The sequence below is a fragment of the Candidatus Gastranaerophilales bacterium genome (genome assembly GCA_028696075.1).
GTDB lineage: Bacteria > Cyanobacteriota > Vampirovibrionia > Gastranaerophilales > JAILCC01 > JAQVHS01.
The window spans coordinates 164,564-185,974 of the sequence record JAQVHS010000002.1 but is presented as its reverse complement, the minus strand read 5'-3'; the positions used below and the strand labels follow the sequence as shown (position 1 = coordinate 185,974).

At 37.2% G+C, this 21,411-nt stretch carries 22 protein-coding genes; 12 read left to right on the top strand and 10 right to left on the bottom strand.

What is annotated here, in order from left to right:
* The 5 genes from PHX18_02335 to PHX18_02315 are packed head-to-tail and all read right to left on the bottom strand — an operon-like array spanning position 1 to position 4,710.
* A complete protein-coding gene (locus PHX18_02335) occupies positions 1-840 on the bottom strand; it encodes a hypothetical protein (protein ID MDD3593444.1) in 840 nt (279 codons plus the stop codon).
* Positions 841-897: 57 nt separating this feature from the next.
* The gene (gene panC / locus PHX18_02330) at positions 898-1,734 is read right to left on the bottom strand and encodes a pantoate--beta-alanine ligase (protein ID MDD3593443.1); all 837 of its coding nucleotides are present in this window, start codon (positions 1,732-1,734) and stop codon (positions 898-900) included.
* On the bottom strand, positions 1,721-2,563 hold the full coding sequence (panB, locus tag PHX18_02325; protein MDD3593442.1) for a 3-methyl-2-oxobutanoate hydroxymethyltransferase: 843 nt from the start codon (positions 2,561-2,563) through the stop codon (positions 1,721-1,723). The genes panC and panB overlap by 14 nt, the downstream gene beginning before the upstream one ends.
* An 8-nt stretch (positions 2,564-2,571) precedes the next feature.
* A complete protein-coding gene (locus PHX18_02320) occupies positions 2,572-3,891 on the bottom strand; it encodes a YvcK family protein (protein MDD3593441.1) in 1,320 nt (439 codons plus the stop codon).
* Between the two features lie 9 nt (positions 3,892-3,900).
* Positions 3,901-4,710 carry a LamB/YcsF family protein gene (locus PHX18_02315; protein ID MDD3593440.1) on the bottom strand — a complete coding sequence of 270 codons (810 nt, stop codon included), beginning with the start codon at positions 4,708-4,710 and terminating at the stop codon, positions 3,901-3,903.
* A gap of 111 nt (positions 4,711-4,821) precedes the next feature.
* Here PHX18_02315 and bioA point away from each other — a divergent pair, with 111 nt between their 5' ends.
* A complete protein-coding gene (bioA, locus tag PHX18_02310) occupies positions 4,822-6,156 on the top strand; it encodes an adenosylmethionine--8-amino-7-oxononanoate transaminase (GenBank protein MDD3593439.1) in 1,335 nt (444 codons plus the stop codon).
* 152 nt (positions 6,157-6,308) lie between these two features.
* A complete protein-coding gene (locus PHX18_02305; protein ID MDD3593438.1) occupies positions 6,309-7,964 on the top strand; it encodes a tetratricopeptide repeat protein in 1,656 nt (551 codons plus the stop codon).
* Here PHX18_02305 and PHX18_02300 read toward each other — a convergent pair whose 3' ends face one another.
* Positions 7,965-8,690, bottom strand: coding sequence for a hypothetical protein (locus PHX18_02300; GenBank protein ID MDD3593437.1), 726 nt, complete (start codon positions 8,688-8,690; stop codon positions 7,965-7,967).
* 169 nt (positions 8,691-8,859) lie between these two features.
* Here PHX18_02300 and PHX18_02295 point away from each other — a divergent pair, with 169 nt between their 5' ends.
* Both PHX18_02295 and PHX18_02290 read left to right on the top strand, forming a co-directional pair.
* On the top strand, positions 8,860-9,069 hold the full coding sequence (locus PHX18_02295; GenBank protein MDD3593436.1) for a hypothetical protein: 210 nt from the start codon (positions 8,860-8,862) through the stop codon (positions 9,067-9,069).
* A gap of 297 nt (positions 9,070-9,366) precedes the next feature.
* Positions 9,367-9,726, top strand: a complete 360-nt coding sequence (locus PHX18_02290; protein ID MDD3593435.1) for a hypothetical protein — start codon at positions 9,367-9,369, stop codon at positions 9,724-9,726.
* Here the strand turns inward: PHX18_02290 and PHX18_02285 are convergent.
* Positions 9,723-11,102 carry a hypothetical protein gene (locus PHX18_02285; protein MDD3593434.1) on the bottom strand — a complete coding sequence of 460 codons (1,380 nt, stop codon included), beginning with the start codon at positions 11,100-11,102 and terminating at the stop codon, positions 9,723-9,725. The two genes, PHX18_02290 and PHX18_02285, sit on opposite strands and share 4 nt — an antisense overlap.
* A gap of 199 nt (positions 11,103-11,301) precedes the next feature.
* On the opposite strand from PHX18_02285, the gene PHX18_02280 reads away from it, so the two are divergent.
* The 7 genes from PHX18_02280 to PHX18_02250 all read left to right on the top strand — a co-directional run bounded on the left by PHX18_02280 (position 11,302) and on the right by PHX18_02250 (position 17,257).
* The gene (locus PHX18_02280) at positions 11,302-12,333 is read left to right on the top strand and encodes a hypothetical protein (GenBank protein ID MDD3593433.1); all 1,032 of its coding nucleotides are present in this window, start codon (positions 11,302-11,304) and stop codon (positions 12,331-12,333) included.
* A 1-nt stretch (position 12,334) separates the two neighbouring features.
* Positions 12,335-12,559 (top strand): hypothetical protein, encoded by a 225-nt coding sequence (locus tag PHX18_02275; GenBank protein MDD3593432.1) that lies wholly within the window; start codon positions 12,335-12,337, stop codon positions 12,557-12,559.
* Between the two features lie 83 nt (positions 12,560-12,642).
* Entirely contained in the window at positions 12,643-13,224 is a 582-nt protein-coding gene (gene grpE / locus PHX18_02270) for a nucleotide exchange factor GrpE (GenBank protein ID MDD3593431.1), read from the top strand.
* An 8-nt stretch (positions 13,225-13,232) separates the two neighbouring features.
* Positions 13,233-14,369 (top strand): molecular chaperone DnaJ, encoded by a 1,137-nt coding sequence (dnaJ, locus tag PHX18_02265; protein MDD3593430.1) that lies wholly within the window; start codon positions 13,233-13,235, stop codon positions 14,367-14,369.
* Positions 14,370-14,388: 19 nt separating this feature from the next.
* Positions 14,389-16,428, top strand: coding sequence for a YncE family protein (locus PHX18_02260; GenBank protein ID MDD3593429.1), 2,040 nt, complete (start codon positions 14,389-14,391; stop codon positions 16,426-16,428).
* Positions 16,412-16,984: a class I SAM-dependent methyltransferase gene (locus PHX18_02255; protein MDD3593428.1), complete on the top strand. Its 573-nt coding sequence runs from the start codon at positions 16,412-16,414 to the stop codon at positions 16,982-16,984. The genes PHX18_02260 and PHX18_02255 overlap by 17 nt, the downstream gene beginning before the upstream one ends.
* Positions 16,985-17,077: 93 nt before the next feature.
* Positions 17,078-17,257, top strand: coding sequence for a ferredoxin (locus PHX18_02250; GenBank protein MDD3593427.1), 180 nt, complete (start codon positions 17,078-17,080; stop codon positions 17,255-17,257).
* 102 nt (positions 17,258-17,359) lie between these two features.
* On the opposite strand, the gene PHX18_02245 is transcribed toward PHX18_02250, so the two are convergent.
* On the bottom strand, positions 17,360-17,584 hold the full coding sequence (locus tag PHX18_02245; GenBank protein MDD3593426.1) for a helix-turn-helix transcriptional regulator: 225 nt from the start codon (positions 17,582-17,584) through the stop codon (positions 17,360-17,362).
* A gap of 70 nt (positions 17,585-17,654) precedes the next feature.
* On the opposite strand from PHX18_02245, the gene PHX18_02240 reads away from it, so the two are divergent.
* The gene (locus PHX18_02240) at positions 17,655-17,831 is read left to right on the top strand and encodes a hypothetical protein (protein MDD3593425.1); all 177 of its coding nucleotides are present in this window, start codon (positions 17,655-17,657) and stop codon (positions 17,829-17,831) included.
* A 31-nt stretch (positions 17,832-17,862) separates the two neighbouring features.
* Here PHX18_02240 and pheT read toward each other — a convergent pair whose 3' ends face one another.
* Together pheT and pheS are read right to left on the bottom strand one after the other, a co-directional pair.
* Positions 17,863-20,325, bottom strand: coding sequence for a phenylalanine--tRNA ligase subunit beta (gene pheT / locus PHX18_02235; protein ID MDD3593424.1), 2,463 nt, complete (start codon positions 20,323-20,325; stop codon positions 17,863-17,865).
* Positions 20,326-20,335: 10 nt separating this feature from the next.
* On the bottom strand, positions 20,336-21,370 hold the full coding sequence (gene pheS / locus PHX18_02230; protein ID MDD3593423.1) for a phenylalanine--tRNA ligase subunit alpha: 1,035 nt from the start codon (positions 21,368-21,370) through the stop codon (positions 20,336-20,338).
* Positions 21,371-21,411 lie beyond the last annotated feature (41 nt).

The following is a 21,411-nucleotide window of genomic DNA, read 5'->3' as shown; positions in this document are numbered from 1 at the left end:
TTAAATTAATTTCAATTTAAAAAGTTCTATTCTTTCCCCTCTTATACTGTACAATCCTTGTGATATAAAAGTAAGCCCTTTAATTAAGCCGAATTTCTGGTACCTTTCTTTAAAAGAATGTGTCGTATAAATACTGTCATGCTGGATACTGTTTATAATACGCTTAAGGATTTGAAGTACAAAGAAGTTCATTGCATTCGGCATCTGCGCATCTAAAACTGTCTTGCAAGAGATAGCATATCCGATAGAATTAAGGGCATTATTTTGTTTTTCCAAAAGTTTTTCAAAATTTATAAGAAAATTTATAGCATCTTCCTGAGCATAAAAAATTACCACCTTTAACTTATCATCTTCAATGTCATTTGAGGAGAGAGGATGACCTTTGTACATTCGTACGTTTAAAAAAAGCTCCTCTTCTGATTTAGCAAGCGTTTTTTTTATTTCCGTTTCAGGGGTGCTGCTTATTGTAAAGCGTTCAAAATTTAACTCCGTCATTAAATAGATTGTTTGTTGCTGGTATAAGAATGTTAAATACTCTTCCTCCTGTTTCTTGTTTGCTTCAATAGTTTTATTTATCGTCATAGTCTGATGTTGCCTTTTTGCAAGTTTTTCAAAATAATTTACGGCGCCTTCCAATGTGCCGATTAAGAAAAAGACCAAAATTAAAAATACTGTTGCTACCATTGGCGTTAAATCAATATTTTCGACAACATATACTCCGAAATTTGACACAAATTCTATAATAGGCTGACATACCGTACCCAGCAGCACACGATAAGAGTTTAAGTCAGGAGAATTAATCTGCAAAATTATCCAATATACAATCAAAGATGGTATCATAAGGATGATTAGCAACTGTATCAGCTTTATTAAATTTCTTGCAAGATTTCCCATATTTTACAAAATCACATTATCAATTAACCTAACATTATTTAATTTTACGGCTATAGCTATAAAAGTATTATGTTGTAATTTGTCCGAATAATCAAGATTATTAAGACTATGCGCTTCAAGATATTCTATTCTTATTGAATTATCAAGTAATTCCAGTGCTTGCTTAAAAACCTTATCCTTGTCGGTTACACCTTGCGTGTATAACTCTTGTATTTTGCCAAGAACAGCATTAATGGAAGCCGCTTTTTCTTTTTCCTTAGCAGTAAGATAGGAATTCCTTGAACTCAAAGCAAGCCCGCTCTCCTCTCTTATAATGGGGCATAATACTATCTCCGCGGGTATGTTAAGATTTTGGCACATTTGTTTTAAAATAATGAGCTGCTGCAAATCCTTTTGCCCGAAAAATGCATAATCGGGAGTTGTTATGTTAAAGAGTTTCAATACAACGGTTGCAACCCCGTTAAAATGTCCCTGCCTTGTTTTACCGCACAGTTTATCGTTATAAAATCGGGGAACCTGCACTGTAAAATTATGTTTACCTTCGTACATATCACTGACATCAGGGTGAAAAATCAAATCAACGCCCGCCTGTTCGCACAGTTTTTTGTCCCTGTCAAAAGTTCTGGGGTATTTATCAAAATCCTCATCAGGACCAAACTGTGTAGGATTAACAAAGATACTGACTACTACTTTATCACAGGAAGTACGGGCTTTGTCTATCAGACTTTTATGTCCGGCATGCAAAGCGCCCATAGTCGGAACAAGCCCTACATTAAAACCTTGTTGTTTCCATTCCCTGATTATTTCTCCGGTTTCTTTTACTGTTTTACATACGTGCATTTGAAAATTTTTCTTTCTCTTCTTCTGTGATATTAAATTTATGAACATCTTCAGGAAACTTGCCTTTTTTTACGTCTTGTGAATAACTCGAAACAGCTTGTGAAATTACTTCATTCAAATCAGCATATTTTTTTACAAATTTAGGGGTAAAGTCGCTGAACTTCCCGAGTAAGTCGTCAACTACCAGAATTTGACCGTCGCAATATTGTCCTGCTCCTATTCCTATTGTCGGTACGGTTAAGTTTTCGCTTATATATTTTGCGGGGATTTCGGGAACCATTTCAAGCACCAAAGCAATAGCGCCTGCTTCTTCAAGCTGCTTTGCCTGCGCCAAAACATCCTGCGCCTGCGCAAATTCTTTTACCTGAACTTTGTATCCGCCAAGCTTATCAACATGTTGAGGCGTAAACCCCAAATGCGCCACAACAGGAATATTGAGATTTTTCAGCTCTCTTACAAGATTAAGTATATGTTCATTGCAAGTTTCAAGTTTAACGCCCTTAGCACCTGCCTCTATAAAAGCTTTTGCATTTTTTATTCCTGCTTCAAGCGAAGTTTCATAAGTCCCCGCAGGCATATCCGCTATTAAAAGGGCATTCTCCACTCCGTTGGCAACTCCTTTTGTAAATATAAGCATTTCATCCATACCGATTTGGCAAGTATCTTTATATCCCATCATGACCATTGCGGCAGAATCACCAACCAAAATCAAATCAATACCGGACTTGTCTATAATCTTTGCTGTGGAGTAATCGTACGCTGTTATACAGACAATTTTTTGTTGAGCTTTTTTCATTTGAATTAAAGTTTCTGATGTTATGTGCTGCATTTTTAACTTTACCTCGGTTCAAACGGCAAATCTACTTTATTTGCATCAAATTTTTTCTTATACCAAATGTATACAACCCGGGACAAACGGGTAGGACTATGGCGGACAAAACCGTTTTTGTCTTCTTCTATAAGTTTTCTTCTTATTACATTAAGCCCTAATTTCTGAACTTCTTCTTTATCGTATTTTACGGGGAACGAACCTGCTATCTGATATTTATCAGCCAGATTGTCAGGCAATTCGTTATTAATAAATACGGTATCTATAATATTTTTGTTTTTGGAATGATTTAAAATTGCTTTCAGATGGTCAGACACCGTATAATCATCGGTTTCACCGGGTTGTGTCATTACATTGCAAATATAAGCTTTTTGTGCAGAGGCGCCGGCTATAGCCTGTGTAATTTCTTCTACCAATAAATTGGGGATTACACTGGTATAAAGACTGCCCGGTCCCATTATAATTATATCGGCATCACTAATATTATCCAGAGCCTCTTTAAGCGCTTTAGGATGCTTAGGCTCGCAAAATAATCTTATTATTTTGCCCTGAGCCTCGGGAATGTTAGACTCGCCGTCTATTATCCTGCCGTCTTCCATTTCCGCTCTTAGGCGCATATCGTCCAAAGTAGACGGCAGTACCCTGCCTCTTATGGCTAAAACCTTTGAAGATTCTTTAATTGCGCTATACATATCACCTGTGATTTCACATAACACGGATAAAAACAGGTTGCCAAAACTATGTCCTTCAAGCCCGCTGCCTTTTTTAAATCTGTATTGAAAAAGCTCCGTTACCAAATCTTCTTCATCAGCCAAAGCCGCAATGCAGTTTCTGATATCACCGGGAGGAAGCACCCCGAACTCTGCTCTTAACCTGCCGGAGCTGCCGCCGTCATCTCCAACCGTTACAATGGCGGTAAGGTTATTGGTTATATTTTTAAGCCCTTTTAAAATTGTGGACAAGCCGGTGCCGCCGCCTATTACAACTATTTTCGGTCCTTTGTTAAGCATCCTTCTTTTGAATAAATTTTCTAAAACCAAATCTTTATTTTTAGGGTTGATAGCATCGAACATTGAAATATACGCTCTTCTTAACCCCAGATAAAAAGCCCCTGCACCCGCAAGTATCAGAGTAATACCGGCTATCTGCAGATTAAGTTTGGAGGCTATGGATTTCAAAAACGTTACTATTTCATACACAGGTTCAAGGGTAAAGAAAAATACCGCACCTACAAACAGAAAAAGTGCGCCTAATAATACCAGTAAAAACCATCTTTTAACCTGCAAACCCGGAATCAACCAGGTGGTATACTTATTAAATAATTTCAACTTATTCCCCTAAATCCAGCTCTTATCTTCCATAATACTCAATGCCAAAGGCACGGGACGCTCGAGTTTGTTCTTTACTGTTTGCGCTATATCAAGTGAAATTTCATTCTTCATATTAAGATGTATTGACTCAAATTTAACTTTGGTTAATCCGCCTTCTTCATTAACTACGGATTGGTTTTCCAGTAAATTTTCAAGCACTTTCACGCTGTAGTCTATATCTACAATATCCTTTGCCTCAAAATCAGGAGTACCGTCAATTTTATATTTTTTATCCAAAAATACTTCACCTGCGCATTTTATCCCTGCAAGCTCGGCTGCTTTTCTTAAATTCGGACATTCGCAAGCCAGCAAAACAAGCCATTTATCAGTTTTTGCAATAGCTTTTGCCATAGAAAGCATTGTCTGAAAATCATTTACGGCTTTTACATAAAGCGCACCATGCGGTCTTACATGCGTAACTTTTAGCCCATAAGCCTTTGCCAAAGATGATATTGCACCTATTTGAAACAGTACCAAGGCTTCCATTTCTTCCTCATTCAAATCCATTGTCCTGTAACCAAAACCCTGAATATCGGGATATCCTATATGCGCTCCGATTTCTACGTTGTAATTTTTGGCATACAATAAAGCGTTCCTGATAGTTAACGGGTCGCCCGAATGCGCAGCACAAGAAATATTGACTGCAGAAGCGTAAGGTAGAAGTTCAAGTTCAAGCTCATTGTGATAAACACCGAAGCTTTGCGCTAAATCACAGTTGGTGTTTATATAGTAAATCTTTTTTTCCGTATCTTTTTTTAAATCATTTATTGATAACATTATTCGTGCTCTCTATTTGTACGACATTATTATTATACAATATCAAAAATATTAGTCTAATATTAGTTAAGCAATTTCTTTATGTTATACTCCTAACGAAAGAGGAATATTATGGATAAAGAAGGAATAATAAAAAAGGACTTTGAAACTGTTTGGCACCCTTTTACACAAATGAAAGAATTAGAAGAAGATAAGCCTATAGTAATTGAAAAAGGAGAGGGAATTTATCTTTATGACATTGACTCAAACCGCTACATAGACGCCGTTTCTTCCTGGTGGGTTAACACCTTGGGGCATTGCAACCCAAAAATAAACAAAGCTTTAATTAATCAGGTTCAAAAACTGGAACATTGTATGTTTGCAGGGTTTACTCATGAAAATGCCGTAAAACTTGCCTCTGAACTTGTAGAACTTACGGATAATGCTTTCACTAAAGTTTTTTACTCTGATAACGGCTCTACTGCGGTAGAAGTTGCATTGAAAATGGCATATCAGTACCAATCACAAACAGGTCGGGCGGAGAAAACAAAATTTGTTGCTTTAAAAAATTCATACCATGGCGATACATTAGGAGCTGTTTCTGTAGGCGGGGTGGACTTGTACCACAAAGTTTACAAACCGATTATTTTTGACGTATTGCAAGCTCAAAGCCCTTCATGCTACCGCTGCCCTTGCTCTGAAACACCTGAAACATGCCATGAAGAATGCTTTGAAAGTATGCGAAATATTATAGAAGAAAATCATGCTTCCATCTCAAGCGTTATAATGGAGCCTTTAATTCAGGCAGCAGGCGGGATGATTATATACAAAAAAGAATACCTTGAGAAACTTCGTGAAGTCTGTGATAAATACGAAATTATTTTAATCTTTGATGAAGTTGCAGTCGGTTTTGGCAGGACAGGCAAGCTCTTTGCTTATCAGCATACAAAAGTTGTTCCCGATATTATTTGCCTTGCTAAAGGCATTACGGCAGGATATATGCCTCTGTCTGTAACGCTTACAAATGACAAGATTTATAATGCTTTTTATGATGACTATGAAAAAAACAAAACCTTTTACCACGGACACAGCTACACCGCTAATGCATTGGCTTGCGCCGTTGCCGTTGAAAATTTAAGAATTTTAAAAGAAGACAAAGTTCTTGAGAGCCTAGACAGCAAGATTGAAAAATTTAAAACAGAACTTGCAAAATTAAAAGACCTTGAGTTTGTCGGAGATGTGAGGCAGCTCGGTATGATATGTGCCGTTGAACTTGTAGAGGATAAAATTTCAAAAACACCCTTGGGTCATGACAAAATGAAACGTTTTTATAAAAACGCACTCAAATATGGCGCTATTTTGCGTCCTTTAGGCAATGTGGTTTATTATCTGACTCCGTATATAATTACTGATGAGCAAATTGAAGAATTATGTGAAATAACACGAAAAGCGATTTTAGAAATATAGCGCCGTTATATACTCCATTTAGATGTTTTTTTGCTTTGGAGGCTAAAGTTTCACGCTAAAAATCCGATAACACTAATGTTTAGTTGTTGTTTGTAAAATCAGGCAAAACTGAATAAATACTCGTGTCTAAACCATTATTGTAAGGATTTTTCATGCCTAATCAAAGGACGCTCGGGAATTTTACCGACATTAACGAATTTAAGAACACTAAAAAGCTGCTGTACTTGGCAAAAAAATCTCACGAAAATTACCTGTTAAAATCACAGGAAGCCGACCTGCAGAATGCTATTGACTATTATATCCAGGCAATGAAAATAGCCCCGCATATTTCAGAGCCTTATTATAAACTTGCCATTTTACTTTATACAAAAAATCAAATTTCCGTAGAGCAGGGAATAGAGCAGTGCAGAAAGGCGATAATGCTGTCGCCGTCCTGCCCTAAAGCACGTTTATTTTACGGTTATTTTTTGAATTTGGCGGGATATCACGCACAAGCAAGATACGAGTTTTTACGCGCAATAAAATCCAACCTGTTCACCTCTTCCCCTGCCAGAATTGCTCTGGCTTTAAGTCTTTTGGAAGGTATAAGAAACGGGGAGCTTTCCTTTAACAAGTTCTTAAATGCCATCTACTATTTATTCAGCGGAAGCGTGCTTACATTATTTGATATGCCGACGTTAAATTTATTTTACCGCAGCTTTATATGTAACCTTTCGGTGTTTTATTACAATGTAAAAGGGTTTTTCTTAAAGCAGGTAAAAAAATACGATTTGGCGACACAAAATTATGAATGTGCGGCGAAAAACACCCCGAAAACGGAACAGTTTTACATCAAAGCCGGCGATACGGCATTTAAAGCCAAAGATACAAACCATGCCATACAGTCTTATAAAAAAGCGCTGGAATATAACCCTTATAACACTCAAATAATTCTAAAACTCGCAACTATTATGCAAAACTACTGTGAAAACAAGGAAGACGAGTTAATTGAATGCTATACAAACCTCTTAAAAGCTGATCCTTGCAACGCAAGGATTTGCTATGAACTCGGGAACTTATACATCCGTGTGGATGACAGATTTTCAGCGTTAAATTCCTTCAAAAGGGCTGTTGATATTGAACCTAATAACCCGTTTTACAGAAACAGTCTGGCATATACTTACATACAGTTAAAACACTATGATGAAGCCCTTGTTCAATATAAAAAAGCAATAAACCTAAACCCCGACAACAAGTGGACCTCAATAGTCTGTCAGGCACAAGGAGCCATTTACTATCAGGTAAAGGAGAACTATGAAGCCGCCATTACCGCTTATGAGGCAGCAACGGTACTTGATAAAGAAAATTATGACGCTTTTTATTCTTTGGGCGAAATTTACCATGAAAAAGAGCGGTTTGATAATGCAATCGAAAACTACTGTCTTTCATTAAAAATTCAGGAAACACCCAAAGCCTACTGTGCTCTGGGTATTGCTCTTTGGCAGATAGACAAAACAGAAGAATCCATTATCGCATTTGAACAATGCCTGTATTTAGATTCTGAAAATTCAGATGCATATAATAATTTAGGCACGATTTATTTAGACAGCTGCGGAGAAGTTGAAAAAGCGATGGTATTTTTCAGCAAAGCTGTTGAATATAATCCGTCCGATACTATTGCTTATTACAACCTTGGCAGGGTGTATCAAATACTTCAAGAGCCTGACTTAGCAGCAAAAAATTATCAAATGGCAATAGACTTAAATAAAATCACGGATAAATTAGACCAAAACGAAATAGAACAAAGATTATATTCTATATTTGAATAACTAAAACCCCGGAAGATTTGGAATATCATCATTATTTTTAGGCTTTCTGCCGCGTTTTTTAGGCTTTATCTCCATAAAATCCACTTTGTAAGGGGTTTGTTCTATAGTTACCGATTTTGGCGTTTGCAAGGGTTGCTGCGCAGCAACCGGTTTGACCTCTTTAACAACAGACTGAGTAACAACCGGAGGAGCTTGTTGTTGAAGTATTGTATTACGCTGACTTTCTTTTACTATTGCAAAATCTTCAAGCACCCATGCTTTACCCTGTTTTTTAACAAATAAATTCATGCCCAAGCGCTCCCCATCAGCAGCCCTTAGTTGTTTTCTCGGATTATTAATATAGTTAGCCTTAACACGCCCGTCAATGTATTCTACTCTTTCCAATCCACAGCAATTATTTCTTTGCATGGAACGCAAATCGTAAGCATCTTGTCCCGTAAAAACGTTTTGTTTTATTATTGTTCCCTTTCCTACATGGGTTGATGATGAGTAAGGGGTAACGGAAAAATCAAAATCAGCTTTCTTCAATTTCTTTGCAAAATCACTGCCATAATCATTAAGCCTTCTTGTTAAAGCCTTAAAAACCCCGTCATGCGAAACGGTTATTCGCTCAAAAGTATCTGCCGCTCCGCCTGCAGCTTTAACCTTGTTCAATATATTATAAACAGGGATAACAGATGAGAAACTCGTTTTTTGGGACTGTGTATAGTTGTTGGAAATTTGCATGGATTTTTAACCTTTCAAGCCGTTATAAAAATTTTAATGCAAAATATAAAAAAAGTTGCCAATTTTGATAAAGAAATATTAAGAGTACTTTACAAAAAACGATTAAAATTTTTGTATTTTGCACAAAATATAATCATAATAAGGAAATGACTATAGGGGGTGTGCCGGCATGGCATTTCAGGTAGAGTATTTAACAAAAGCTTCAGATTATGACTTGGACACTAAACAGCAGGTGTTCTATGTTTTGGAGCGCCCAAAATTTTTATCTGAAGTTTTTAGCGAAAAAATCCCTGTTCCGCCGGAATATTACCTGAACAGACCTATACCGATAGACAGTCTGACGTCTTGGCGGATTTCCAATACTAAAAAAGATTTATAAACAGTTAAATAAAATTTATACCTAACCGGGTAGTTGTTAGTCTGTGAAAAAGATGGTTATATAATAGTATCTTTTTCATACTTCCAGCTATTCTTAATTCCAAACTATTACGGGCATCTGCCCGTTTTTTTTATATTATACTTTTGCAAAAGTATATACAAATTAATTACTTTTGATATTTATGTTACAATTTCTTAATATCATACAAACAGAGTAGCAAATTTTTAAAAAGCGACGGTTTAATATACTGAATGTAAAAATGGTAACTATGGTTAAATTTTAATAAAGGAGAGTAAAATGACGGATATACACAATCACAACATCAACAAGCTAAATCAGACAGGCTTGAACTTTGAAGGTATTCAACCTAAAGAAGCTAAACATGCTAATCAGGAAGCCGCCAAGGAAATTAAAAACCTTGATAAGGCTCACAGCGCTCTTGTCGGACGTTCTATGGTTAACAAAACCAATAAATTAGCGTTTGACGGCGCATTAGCAAAAAGTGTCAAAGCTGACCTTGCGGAATTGAATGCTAATCCGCAAGCAGTTGCAGCATCCAATGCAATTTTTGAAGCTGCACTCAAAAAAGGCTATTCGTACGAGCAAGCTGCCTCAATGTCAAGAATAGCATTTGAAGATTTTAAAGAAAAAATTTAAGCTAAAAGCTTTTCTCTGAGCCTTATTAGCCCATCTTGCAAGTTATTGCGTTGGGCTATTTTGTATGATTTTTGGTAAAAGTCAGCTGCACGTTTAGCATGCCCGCTGTCTTTCATAAAATCGCCCGCCTGCTCATAAATTTGGCTGAGAGAGGTTTCATCACCGAGTTTACTTGTAATTATGGCGGAATCTTTCAGGTATTTTAGCGCTTTTTCCGCAGCGCCCGTATTTTTGTGGGTAAGGGCTGTATTTTGGAAAATCTCACTCATTGCGCTCAGGTCAGAAGTTTGCTTTGCACCGTCCAGCGCGACTTTATAAAATTGGAGGGCTTCTTTTGCGCTGTACGCTTTTGTAAACATTTTGCCGATAGCCGTAAGCACACCTGTTTGACCTTGTATATTGTCATTCTCGCCGTTTAACCCTACGGATTTAAAATAATGGTTCATAGCAGCGTCCATATTACCGTTGTCGTCATAAATCCTGCCCATCAGAGTATGATTGCCGGCTCTTAGATAAGTATCGTTTATTTCATAAGCAAGCAAGGCGGAAGCGTTAAGGCAATCAAGCGCTTGTGAGAGATTATTTTGCGAGTTTTGCAGGTTGGCGATTTTTGAATAGATTTCTGCCATCGCTAACTTATCACCTGTTTTTTGTGCCATTTCAAAAGCTTTTGAATAAAGTTTTTGGGACTCTTGCGGGTTTGTCTTCGCAATATCATCGGCTTTTTTAATTGTGTTTTCAATCTCATCATTTCCGCTCTTAATCGTTTCTTGGGGAGGTGCGGTTTCCGAAGGGGCGGTTTCTTTCAGGGCGCTTTTCTTGGCAAGATTTTCTTTCGCTAACCTGGCGGTTTGCGGAGCTTCGCCCGTTATGGTTTCGAATGCGCCTTTTTTTATGCTTTTATCGGCCTTAAAGTCGATACTTTGCATAAGAAGTGCATCCACCCAGTCTGTAACTACTTTTGAGGATTTGTTAAGCGCCTTGGTAATATAGCCGTCCAATACCTCGGCTGCGCTTTTCAGGTTAGAGGTTATGATTTTTTTTGAAGGTAATTCTTTATCGGTTTGTTTTCCAACAAGGTTAAGGTAAGCGCGGACTTCTTCCTCTACATCCGGAGGCGCCCCTATTGCGTTGATTGTAGATTCAAAGTCTATTAAAAGCTGCGAAATATTTATTTTTTTGGAGCCGGTTTGAATAGGCACACTGTGATGGTAAGCCGTGCTTTGTCTTTGCCCCTTTTCCTGATAATTATTCGGGGTAACAGCCTGCTTTTGAGACTCTGTTGGAGCCTCCTGCTGTTCTTGAGATATGTTTCTTTTCTTTATCTGCGGGGTGTACGGACGGTATCCCGTTTGATAAATCGTATTGTTATACACTTCTTACCTTCATCTTACCTGTATTAGTGATATCGGAAAATTTCACTTAAAACTTTAGGAAAGCATGTGAAAATCCTTCATTTACACTAGATTTTAATGAAGGCATGGAATTTTTCTAAATTAAAAAATAATAATTGTTTTTAAAATCATGACTTTTATATTATAGTAGTTATAAGTTTGGACTTATTTGAGATTGAATATGGCAAAAGCAAAACCGATAAGTGTGTTTACTATCATAGGTAACGGAACAAAACTGTATTTCCAGAATTTAATAACCTTAACAATACCGGTTTTAGCCCCTGTTTTAGGGATGCTTGCAGGCTTAGCATTGATACTGCTGCCTGTTTTTTACGTCAGCAAAAACGCTGTTGAAATAGTACAAATTCCGATATTTTCAAATATTATAACCTTGCTTATAACAACTCTTATAGCTACAATACCCGGATTTATCGTATTTAAGCTTGCATTTTGGAATTATATGCTGAAGATGGTATCTCTAAACCTAATCACAAGCGATATTATCAAGAAAAAAATACCGAAACATCACTCCCACTATACAAAAATCATATCTTTGCGTACAAAAGATTATTTGATAATGCTGTTTATTTGGCTTTTGTTGTGGATTATGGCGATAATTTTACCGTGCGGAATATTTTTATTTGATGTTCAGCCGTTATTGGTTCCTTTTTTACTTGTAGGGCTTGAAGCTATAATGATATTTTTAATGATGATTTTGTCGGTATATTTAAGCCTTAGCTTTCAGGTGTTCGGGTTTGAACCGGCTTTAACTCCGATTCAAACTCTTGAGCGCAGTTTCAGCCTTATTGTCAACAATTTTTGGCGGACACTGTTAATCCTTATTGTATTGACCATAATTACCAGTCTTGTTGTTCCTCAAATTATCGTATGGTTTGCGGATATTTTAATGCTGAAAAATACAATTGCGGCGCCTTTTGAAAATATCATTTCTTCTTACGTTGCAAACAGCAAAATTGCAGCGGATTTTATGATTATGAACGACTGGTTTTCGTACGGTTCAAGCCAAAAGTTCGCTTCTGAAGGCGGTAAACAGGCAGCTGCAACAATAATCTCCATCGTAATTTCCATGCTGATGATGCCTTTGGGAATATGCTATTACGTTCTTTTATACAACAATGCTAAAAGCAAGCTGGAAGCAAAAAACCCGGAACAAATAATTACAAAACAAGAAAACAAGTCCAAGAAAAAATAATATGTTTAAATGTACAAAATGCAAAAAGATAGACAAGTTTGAACTTATGTTCAGTCCCGATTACAAAGGCAAAGGCGACATGTCTAAAGTCTTTAACGAAAAGGGGCAGATTGTAATAACCGTTGACGGGTATACATTTATTCCGGACCTTAATTTTATGAACGGACATGCAGTGTGCAGCTACTGCGGGGAAATCAACTGTTGGGAATACAGCTTTACAAAATAAATTTAATACTCATTTGACTATGGGATAATATTATTTTTATGTTTAAATGTTATTAGGAAATATTTTTTGAATGAGGAGTTATTATGTCAAAACATAAGCAACACAATGAAAAAAAAGGGCTCAACCCTTTCAAACAAAATAACGCGGAAGTTCAGGAAAATATAAACGAACAACAAACAGAACCTGAAGCACAAGCGCAGGAAGAAGTTGTTGAAAAAGATAATGCGCAGGCGCAAGAACTCGAAACGCTGAAAAATCAATATCTAAGGCTTGCCGCAGACTTCGATAACTATAGAAAAAGACAGGTTCAAGAGCGGGAGCAGCTTCTAAAATACGGCGCCGAAGACACCATAAAAAAACTTATACCTGTTTTAGATACTTATGAACGTGCCAAAAAATCTTGCGAAAATATGGAAGATACGGCGCAATTAAAGGAAAGCTTTGAAATGGTGTTCAAGCAATTGTTTGACATATTGGAAAAAGCCGGAGTTAAAAAAATAGAAGCGCTGGGACAGCAATTTGACCCTAATATACATGATGCAGTGATGCAAACCCCGACAAACGAACATCCTGACCAAAGTATAATAGATGAGCTGCAAACAGGCTACACTCTGGGGGATAGAGTATTAAGACCTACATTAGTTAATGTGGCAACGGGAGAGTAAATTTACAGATGCAACGAGATTATTATGAAATTTTGGGATTAGGCAGAGAATCAACGCAAGACGATATAAAAAAAGCATTCAGAAAAAAAGCCAGAGAATTACACCCCGATGTAAATAAAGCTCCCGATGCGGAAGAGCGGTTCAAAGAATTAGGGCAGGCATACGAGGTTTTGAGCAATGAAGAAAAACGCTCAATGTATGACCGCTACGGCTTTGACGGATTGAAAAATGCGGGATTTGATACATCAGGACCGTTTGACTTCGGGTTTGGAGATTTGGGCGATATTTTATCAAGCTTTTTTGGTGCAGGCTTTGCCGGCGGATATTCAAGAAGCAATCCTAACGCACCTCAACGGGGAAGCGACTTAAGGCTGGATATCAATATAGCATTCAAAGAGGCTGTTTTCGGCATTGAAAAAGAAGTGGAAATAGACCACCTGGAAACCTGCGAAAGCTGCGATGCAACAGGCGCAAAAAAAGGCAGTTCGCCTGTAACATGCCCGACTTGCGGCGGCGCGGGACAAATCAGACAAACAACAAGAACCATTATGGGTACTTTTACACAAGTAGGTATTTGCCCCGACTGCAGCGGTACGGGTAAAAAAATACTTGAGAAGTGTCCTGATTGCAACGGCGAAGGAAGAAAAACCGTTTCCAAAAAGATAAACATAAAAATCCCCGCAGGAGTCGATAACGGCGCTCAAATGAGAGTACAGGGACAAGGCGATGCGGGAACAAAAGGCGGACCTAACGGCGACTTGTATATAGTTATACATACAGCAGCCGACAAAAAATTCAAAAGAGACGATTTCAATATTTTCTCTACGGAATATATTTCTTTTTCCCAAGCTGTACTGGGTGATGAAATTGAAGTGGAAACACTTGAAGGCACTCACAAAATCAAAGTAGCGCCCTCTACCCAGACAGATACCATTATTAAAATTAAAAACCAGGGCGTTCCTTACCTTAACAACCCTTCAAAAAGGGGGGATGCTTATGTAAAGCTGGTACTTTCCACGCCCGTTAATGTTTCGGAAGAGGAAAGAAAGCTTTACCAACGGCTTTTTGAAATAGAAAATCACAAGAAATCCAAAGAATCAATTTTGGATAAAGTAAGAGATGCTATCTCAGGGAGTACCAAATAATACTGATTAGAGGTGCAATATGAAAAACTCAACCACGATTAAATTTAGTCCTTTGTTAAAGCTTTTTACAGCATTTTTTCTGTTTTTATTTTTAGCAGGATTTGCAGAGCAGGTATTTTGCTCTCAAATTCCCGAAAAAGAACTCGCCATATTCAAACAAAACTTCCCTCAGTTAAAAGTCAGATTTGACGCGTTGGTGGAATTGCCCGACGGAACTTTATATGTGCCAGTTTACCCGTTAAAAAGTGAGTTCCCTAAAGAAGAGGTAAAAGTAACAAAAGTATTACCTGCCGGCAAGCAGCTAAAAGACCGTCCTGATTTTTTCATGTACAATACAAATTTTGCATTCTTTAAAATTATAACAAAACCTAATCAAGCTCCGACTCTCTTATCAAGCGACCAAATCCCCTCCGAAGTAAAAATGGGAATGCTTCCGCAGGATTTGCTCGTACCGACAGGGCTTAAAATCCCTTCTGATTTAAGAATTATTTTAGGTGATTTAATTATCTCCATAGCACCAAGCGATGAGTTTAAAGAAACTAATATTGTTACAAACAAGCCCGTCACTTCTAAGCGTTCTTCCCAAAATACAGCTGACACGCAGCCTGTAAGTTCAATTAAAGAACTTGCAAATAAAAATTTCTACTCAACAAGTTTTGACAAAAATACATTAACCGTTTTAAATACAGCAAACGGCAAAGCTTTTAGAGAAATAGCCTTTCGCTCAATTCCTTCCGACGTGAAAATCATGCACTCGGGACAGTATATTTTGCTCACAACAATGAGTACAGACTCTTTATTTATTATAGACAGTGAAAAAGCAAAAGTAATCAAAGAAATTAAAGTAGGCAAAAAACCCTTTAGCATTGCAATAGCAGACCGGCAGAATAAGGCTTTTATCGCAAATAAAGACGACGGTACCATAAGCATTATCGACTTAACAAAAATGGAAGTTCAGGAAACAATAAAAGTAACCGGAAATCCAAGCTATCTTGCCGTATCACCCGACCAAACAAAATTATACTATCTCGACAGCACTGCAGGCAGTGTTTATCAGATTGTAAAAGCGGAAGACTACTTTGAAGGGTATAAATGTATAAATTTATTCACTTCTTCTAATATTCAAAAAATCATTGTCGAAGAAGATAAAATTATAACTTTAAACAGAGGACAAAATGAAGTTGAAGTATTCTATTTTAAGCCGCAAAAAGAATTGACGCTAAAACCTTCGGATGAGCTTGTAGAAATTTCAACCCATAAACAAACCGATAAAACAGTAAAACCTTCCGATGAAGAAAAAATTCAGGCAACAAAAACAGAAAAGACTAAAGCGGCTCCAAGTAAGGACGCGCCAAAAACAGATATTCAGGCGGGCAAAAATATAGAAGCTAAAGTTACAAAAATTCTTGAAGAAAAAAGCAACGAAACTTCGCAAGGAGTGACAGAGGCAGACCCCATAAAAGAAATATCAAACATTCAGGAAGTAACCCCTGCACCTGCCAAAAAATATAATTCGGATAAAAAGAAAAAAGAGCCTAAAGAAGCAACAGTACAAAAAACAAAAGAAGAAATAGCAGCTGAAAAAGAAGAAGAACAAAGACGTGTAGATATTGTAAGCAGAGATTACAACCCTGTTAACCCTGATTTGGTTAACATAGGAAGCAATACAAGCGGCGCCGGTCCCAAACAAGATACTTCATCAACAAAAACCGCAGATTATTCACAAGTTCAATTTATCAAAGTATCTGAAAAATCGAATGATTTCGCTGTTTATCAGGAGAAATTGTACACTATAAATCCTCATGAATACACTGTTAATATCTACAATATTAAGTCGGGCGATTTAATTAAAACCATTCCGCTTGATAAAAAAGGGTTTTATAACAGTATAAAAATCAATCCTGATATTAAGTTCGGAATGATTACAAATATTTCTTCAAAAGAGTTAAATATTATTGACGTCCAAAAAGATACCATAATAACTAAACTTCCGTTGTTAATTAACGTTCATCATGTACTTGTAGTAGATAAAGCGCCTAAATATGGAAAAGATTTGTAATAAACTGAAAGAGCTTGAAATCACCAAAAAAGACTTTTGGAATATAGACCATGATTGTGCCAATTTTCTGAATATGACAATAAAATCAAACGGTTATAAAAACATTCTTGAAGCAGGAACCTCAAACGGATATTCGGGTATATGGCTTGCGCTTGCAGCTAAAGAAACCGGCGGTAAGGTTATTACAATAGAATTTCACCAAAAACGGGTTGTAAAAGCGGAAGCAAACTTTAAAGAATGCGCCTTGGATGATGTTATAACAGTAAGACAGGGAATGGCTTGTGAGGTTATAGAATCTTTATCAAAAGAAGATTACAACTCTAGTGAAGAAGCTTTTTTAGATTTTGTTTTTGTCGATGCCAATAAAGCTCAATATATAGATTATTACAGGCTGATTGACCCAAAATTAAGAAAATACGGTATGATTGCATTTGATAATATGATTTCTCATAAAGAAAAAGTTGCCCCTCTTTTGGAAGCAATTCAAAACAACCCAAAATATCAGATACAAATGCTGAATTTTGATACCGGGTTATTAATCGCTCTAAAATTATAGCCATGTGCTAAAAATTTAATTCCTCAACTAACTATTGCCTTGTTTCATTTATTTTATATAATGGTGTATGTGAAACTTAGTAAGGAGAATCAAATGAAAGTTACTATTTTAGATGGATGTATATGCTGCGGCGCTTGCGAATCAATTTGCAGCGATGTTTTTTCAATTGAAGATACAGCAATCGTAAACGAAGCCGCTGTTGCCGCTAACGCAGATGCCGTCAGAGAAGCTGCTGACGCTTGCCCTGTAAGCGTAATTGAAATAGAAGAATAATCTATTAATAATTATTTCAACAATAAAAGGATGGTCTAAGAACCGTCCTTTTTGGTGTAAAAATCCCATTACATTCAACCCGGGTCTAAAGCATCATTTGTATTAATCTAAATCAAAATCCAACAAATCTTTCGGCTCAATACCCAGGGCATTTGCTATTTTTAATAACGAAATAAGACCCGGTCTATTTATATTAACCTCAATTTTACCCAGGTAATCAATACTTATTCCTGCTTTCTCCGCTAAATTTTCTTGAGTTAAGCCGACTTCTTCTCTTAGAAATTTTATCTTCAAACCCAGTTTTTTATAAAAATCATTAAAATCCATTTGATTATTTTACTGGATATAGTAACATTTATTTACTGGCAAATATCCAGTAAAAATAGGGGTTAATTTTATGAATAAAAAACAACTTAATAAAATTGAGGCAGAACTTTTAAATATAGCCATGCTGAATGAAATATTAATGTATGCACTGGCTTATGCAGAAGACAAAGGTCTTATACTTGAAAGCGGTAGTTATACAGCAAGAAAAATGCAAAAGAAATTAGAAAAATGTTTGAATTATTTTTAATTGCAATGGTTGTTTTTCAGTTATATTGTCTTTACTCTCTAAAAGCCGCTTCGGGGTAAACTTTTTTGAGGCTGTCTTTTAATTTTTTAATCTCAGCGTCTACAATTTCATCTGTCAAAGTAGCGTTTTTATCCTGCAAACAAATGTGATAAGCTACGCTTTTGAAGCCTTCTTGCATTTTATCGCCTTGATATATGTCAAAAATATCAACACTCTTGAATAAAGCAGGGTTAATACTCTTCTTGATATTTTTTGCAATATCCTGTGCTGTAATATCTTTGGGTATGACAAACGCAATATCTCTCACTACAGCGGGAAAAATTGGCAGTTCCTTGTAAATAACAGTCGATTTTGGCGCATTTTCAAGCAATAAGTCAAGGTCAATTTCAATAAGGTAAGCTTCCTGATTTAATTTTAACTTGTCCTGAATCAGCGGATGAAGCTGCCCGAAAACAGCCGCAGGTGACTTGTTTTTGCCAAGCAAAACAGCGTTTGCGCTGCGCTTCGGATGAAAATAAGAAGCTCCGTCCTGCGCTTCGTAAACAATTCTGTTATCAAGTTTTAAAAGCTCAAAGATATCTTCTACCAAGCCTTTTATAAAGTAAAAATCAATATTTTGCCCCTCAAGCCAGCAGTTTTTATCAATGTTTCCGGATATTACGGCACAAAGCATTCTTTTTTCTTTAACACCGGGATTTTTGGTATCTGAGGGTTCTTCAATTGAAAACGTTTTGCCGAATTCATAAAGCCATACATTTTTGTTGCCGTTATCAATATTATTTTTCAAAACACTAAGCAGATTAGGTACAACACTTTGGCGAAGCATAGTATGGTCTTCCGATTGAGGGTTAAGGACTTTAACAGCCTTCTCGTCAATGTAATCCACACCCGCAAATTTATAAAGCGGCTGCCCTACCAAAGAAGACGTTATAGCCTCGCTTAAACCCTTACCCAAAAGAAGCTGATGCAGCTTGCCTATAAGCGTATCATCAAAATTTTTCTCAGACGAAAAAGTTTTGTTTGGCAAAGTAGGCGTAACCTTGTCATAACCGTAAATTCTCGCAACTTCTTCAATCAAATCAATTTCTCTTGTTACATCAACCGCTCTGAAAGAAGGGACTATAAACCTTGCTGCCATCTGGTTTTGACCGTTTAAAGCAAAACCCAGTTTTTCAAGAATTCTTACACATTCCTCCTGCGGAATATCAATGCCCAAATAACGTTTAATTTGAGCAAAGCGCAAAGTAATCACCTGTTCTTCAAGCTTATCATCACCTGCTTCACAAATACCGTCAAATTCTCCGCCTGCAAGCTCAATCAAAAGTTGAACCGCACGGTACAATGCTGATTTTACGGATTCAATATCTATCCCGCGCTCAAATCTTGCATTAGCTTCAGAGCGCAGACCAACGCTTTTTGAAGATTTTCTTGTTGTTGCAGGGTTAAAATACGCGGATTCAAGCGCAATATTAACGGTATTATCATCAATTTCGCTGTTAGCTCCGCCCATCACTCCTGCTAACGCCACCGCTTTTTCTTTTGCAGCAATTAAAACAGAGTCATTTGTAAGCCTTCTTTCGACATCGTCAAGAGTGACGAATTTTTCGCCTTCATTTGCACGTCTTACGCACAGGTATCCGTTCAGTTTATCAAGGTCAAAAGCGTGAAGCGGCTGACCGTATTCCAACATAACGTAGTTTGTTATATCAACCACATTACTGATAGAGCGAACACCGCAAGCATTCAGACGTCTTTGCATCCATTGGGGAGATTTTTGCACTTTTAATTTTTTTAAAACGCCTATTGCATAGTATTTACAAACACTTTCATCCAAAATATCCACCTCAAAATCAGGTGATTTTATTTCTGATACAGAGGTTAGTTTACTGAATTTAAAATCCCTGTCAAAAACAGCCGCAATCTCTCTTGCTATACCGATAACAGACATTTCATCACCACGATTGGCAGTCGGTGCAACATGAATAATGACATCTTCAACTATGTTTAAAACTTCTCTTAAATCCTTGCCTAACCCCAAATCAGGATAAATACGGTTCAAAATCAAAATGCCGTCTTCTTCTTGAAGTTTAAACTCATCCAACCCAAGCTCATCTTGAGAGCATAGCATACCTTGTGATTCTACCCCTCTTATAACAGCAGGTGTAAGTGCATATTGCTCGCCGGTTTTTCTGTCCAATACTTTTGAACCGACAGAAGCATAGGGTATAATTTGCCCCGCTTCAATATTTTGAGCGCCGCAAACTACGGTTTTTATAACACTTCCTGTATCAACTTTTACCAAGTGGAGTTTATCCGCATTAGGGTGAGCGTTAACTTCCAAAATCTTTGCTGTTTTTACATCGGTAAATTCAGCGCCCAAAGTTTCAATCGCTTCTACCTCAAGCCCGCTCATTGTAAGCCCGTGGGCAATTTCTTGCGGTGTTAAACCCTTTATATCAACAAATTCACTTAACCATTCTAACGAAATTTGCATTATAACCTCTCTAAAATTGTTCTAAAAATCTAACGTCATTGTTGAAAAACAGCCTTATATCAGAAATAGCGTGTTTCAACATTGCCAAACGCTCAACACCCATACCAAAGGCAAAACCCGTGTATACTTCAGGGTCTATGCCGACACCTTTAAGCACGTTAGGGTCAACCATACCAGCGCCGAGAATTTCAAGCCAGCCTGTTTGAGAACAGGTTCTGCAGCCTTTGCCGCGGCACATAATACATTGTACGTCTATTTCAACGCTCGGCTCTGTGAACGGGAAAAAGCTTGTTCTAAATCTTGTAGGACGCGCTTCGCCAAAATAAATTCGTGTAAACTCGTTCAAAATGCCTTTTAAATCGCCAAAAGTAATTTCCTTGTCGACGACCAACCCTTCAATCTGATGGAAAAGGTTATTTTTACGAGCGCTCACGGCTTCGCAGCGATAAACCCGCCCCGGAGATATCACACGCAAAGGCGGTCTTTTATCCTCCATCGTACGAACCTGGGAGTTGGATGTTTGGCTTCTTAACAGCACATTCGGCGCGACTTTTGTATAGAAGGTATCCTGCATGTCTTTTGCGGGGTGGTCTTTAGGGAAATTAAGCGCATCAAAATTGTAGTATTCTGTTTCAACCTCAGGCGACATAGCGTTGTCAACAAGCGAAAAACCCAAAACCTGAAATATATCGACAATTTCATTAACGGTCTGAGTCAAAGGATGCAGCCTGCCTGCGGCTACTCTTCTGCCGGGAAGCGTAACATCTATCTTTTGTGACTCCAGTGTTTCGTTTAATTCTTTTGCATAAAGAATTTCTTCTTTATTTCTTAGTTCTGTTTCTATTTTTTGGGCAATTTCATTTGCCAAAGCGCCTATAATCGGTCTTTCTTCGTTTGATAAATCTTTAAGCCCTTTTTTAATAGTGTTCAAATCGCCTTTACGGCTTAAAAATTTGAGTTCAATTTCTTTAATATCATTTAAAGCAGCTGCCTTTTCAATTTCTTGAAGGGCAATATTACAAATTTCTTCCAGTTGCTGTTTCATAATACCCTCAATAAAATCCATCCGGAATTATTATAAGATAA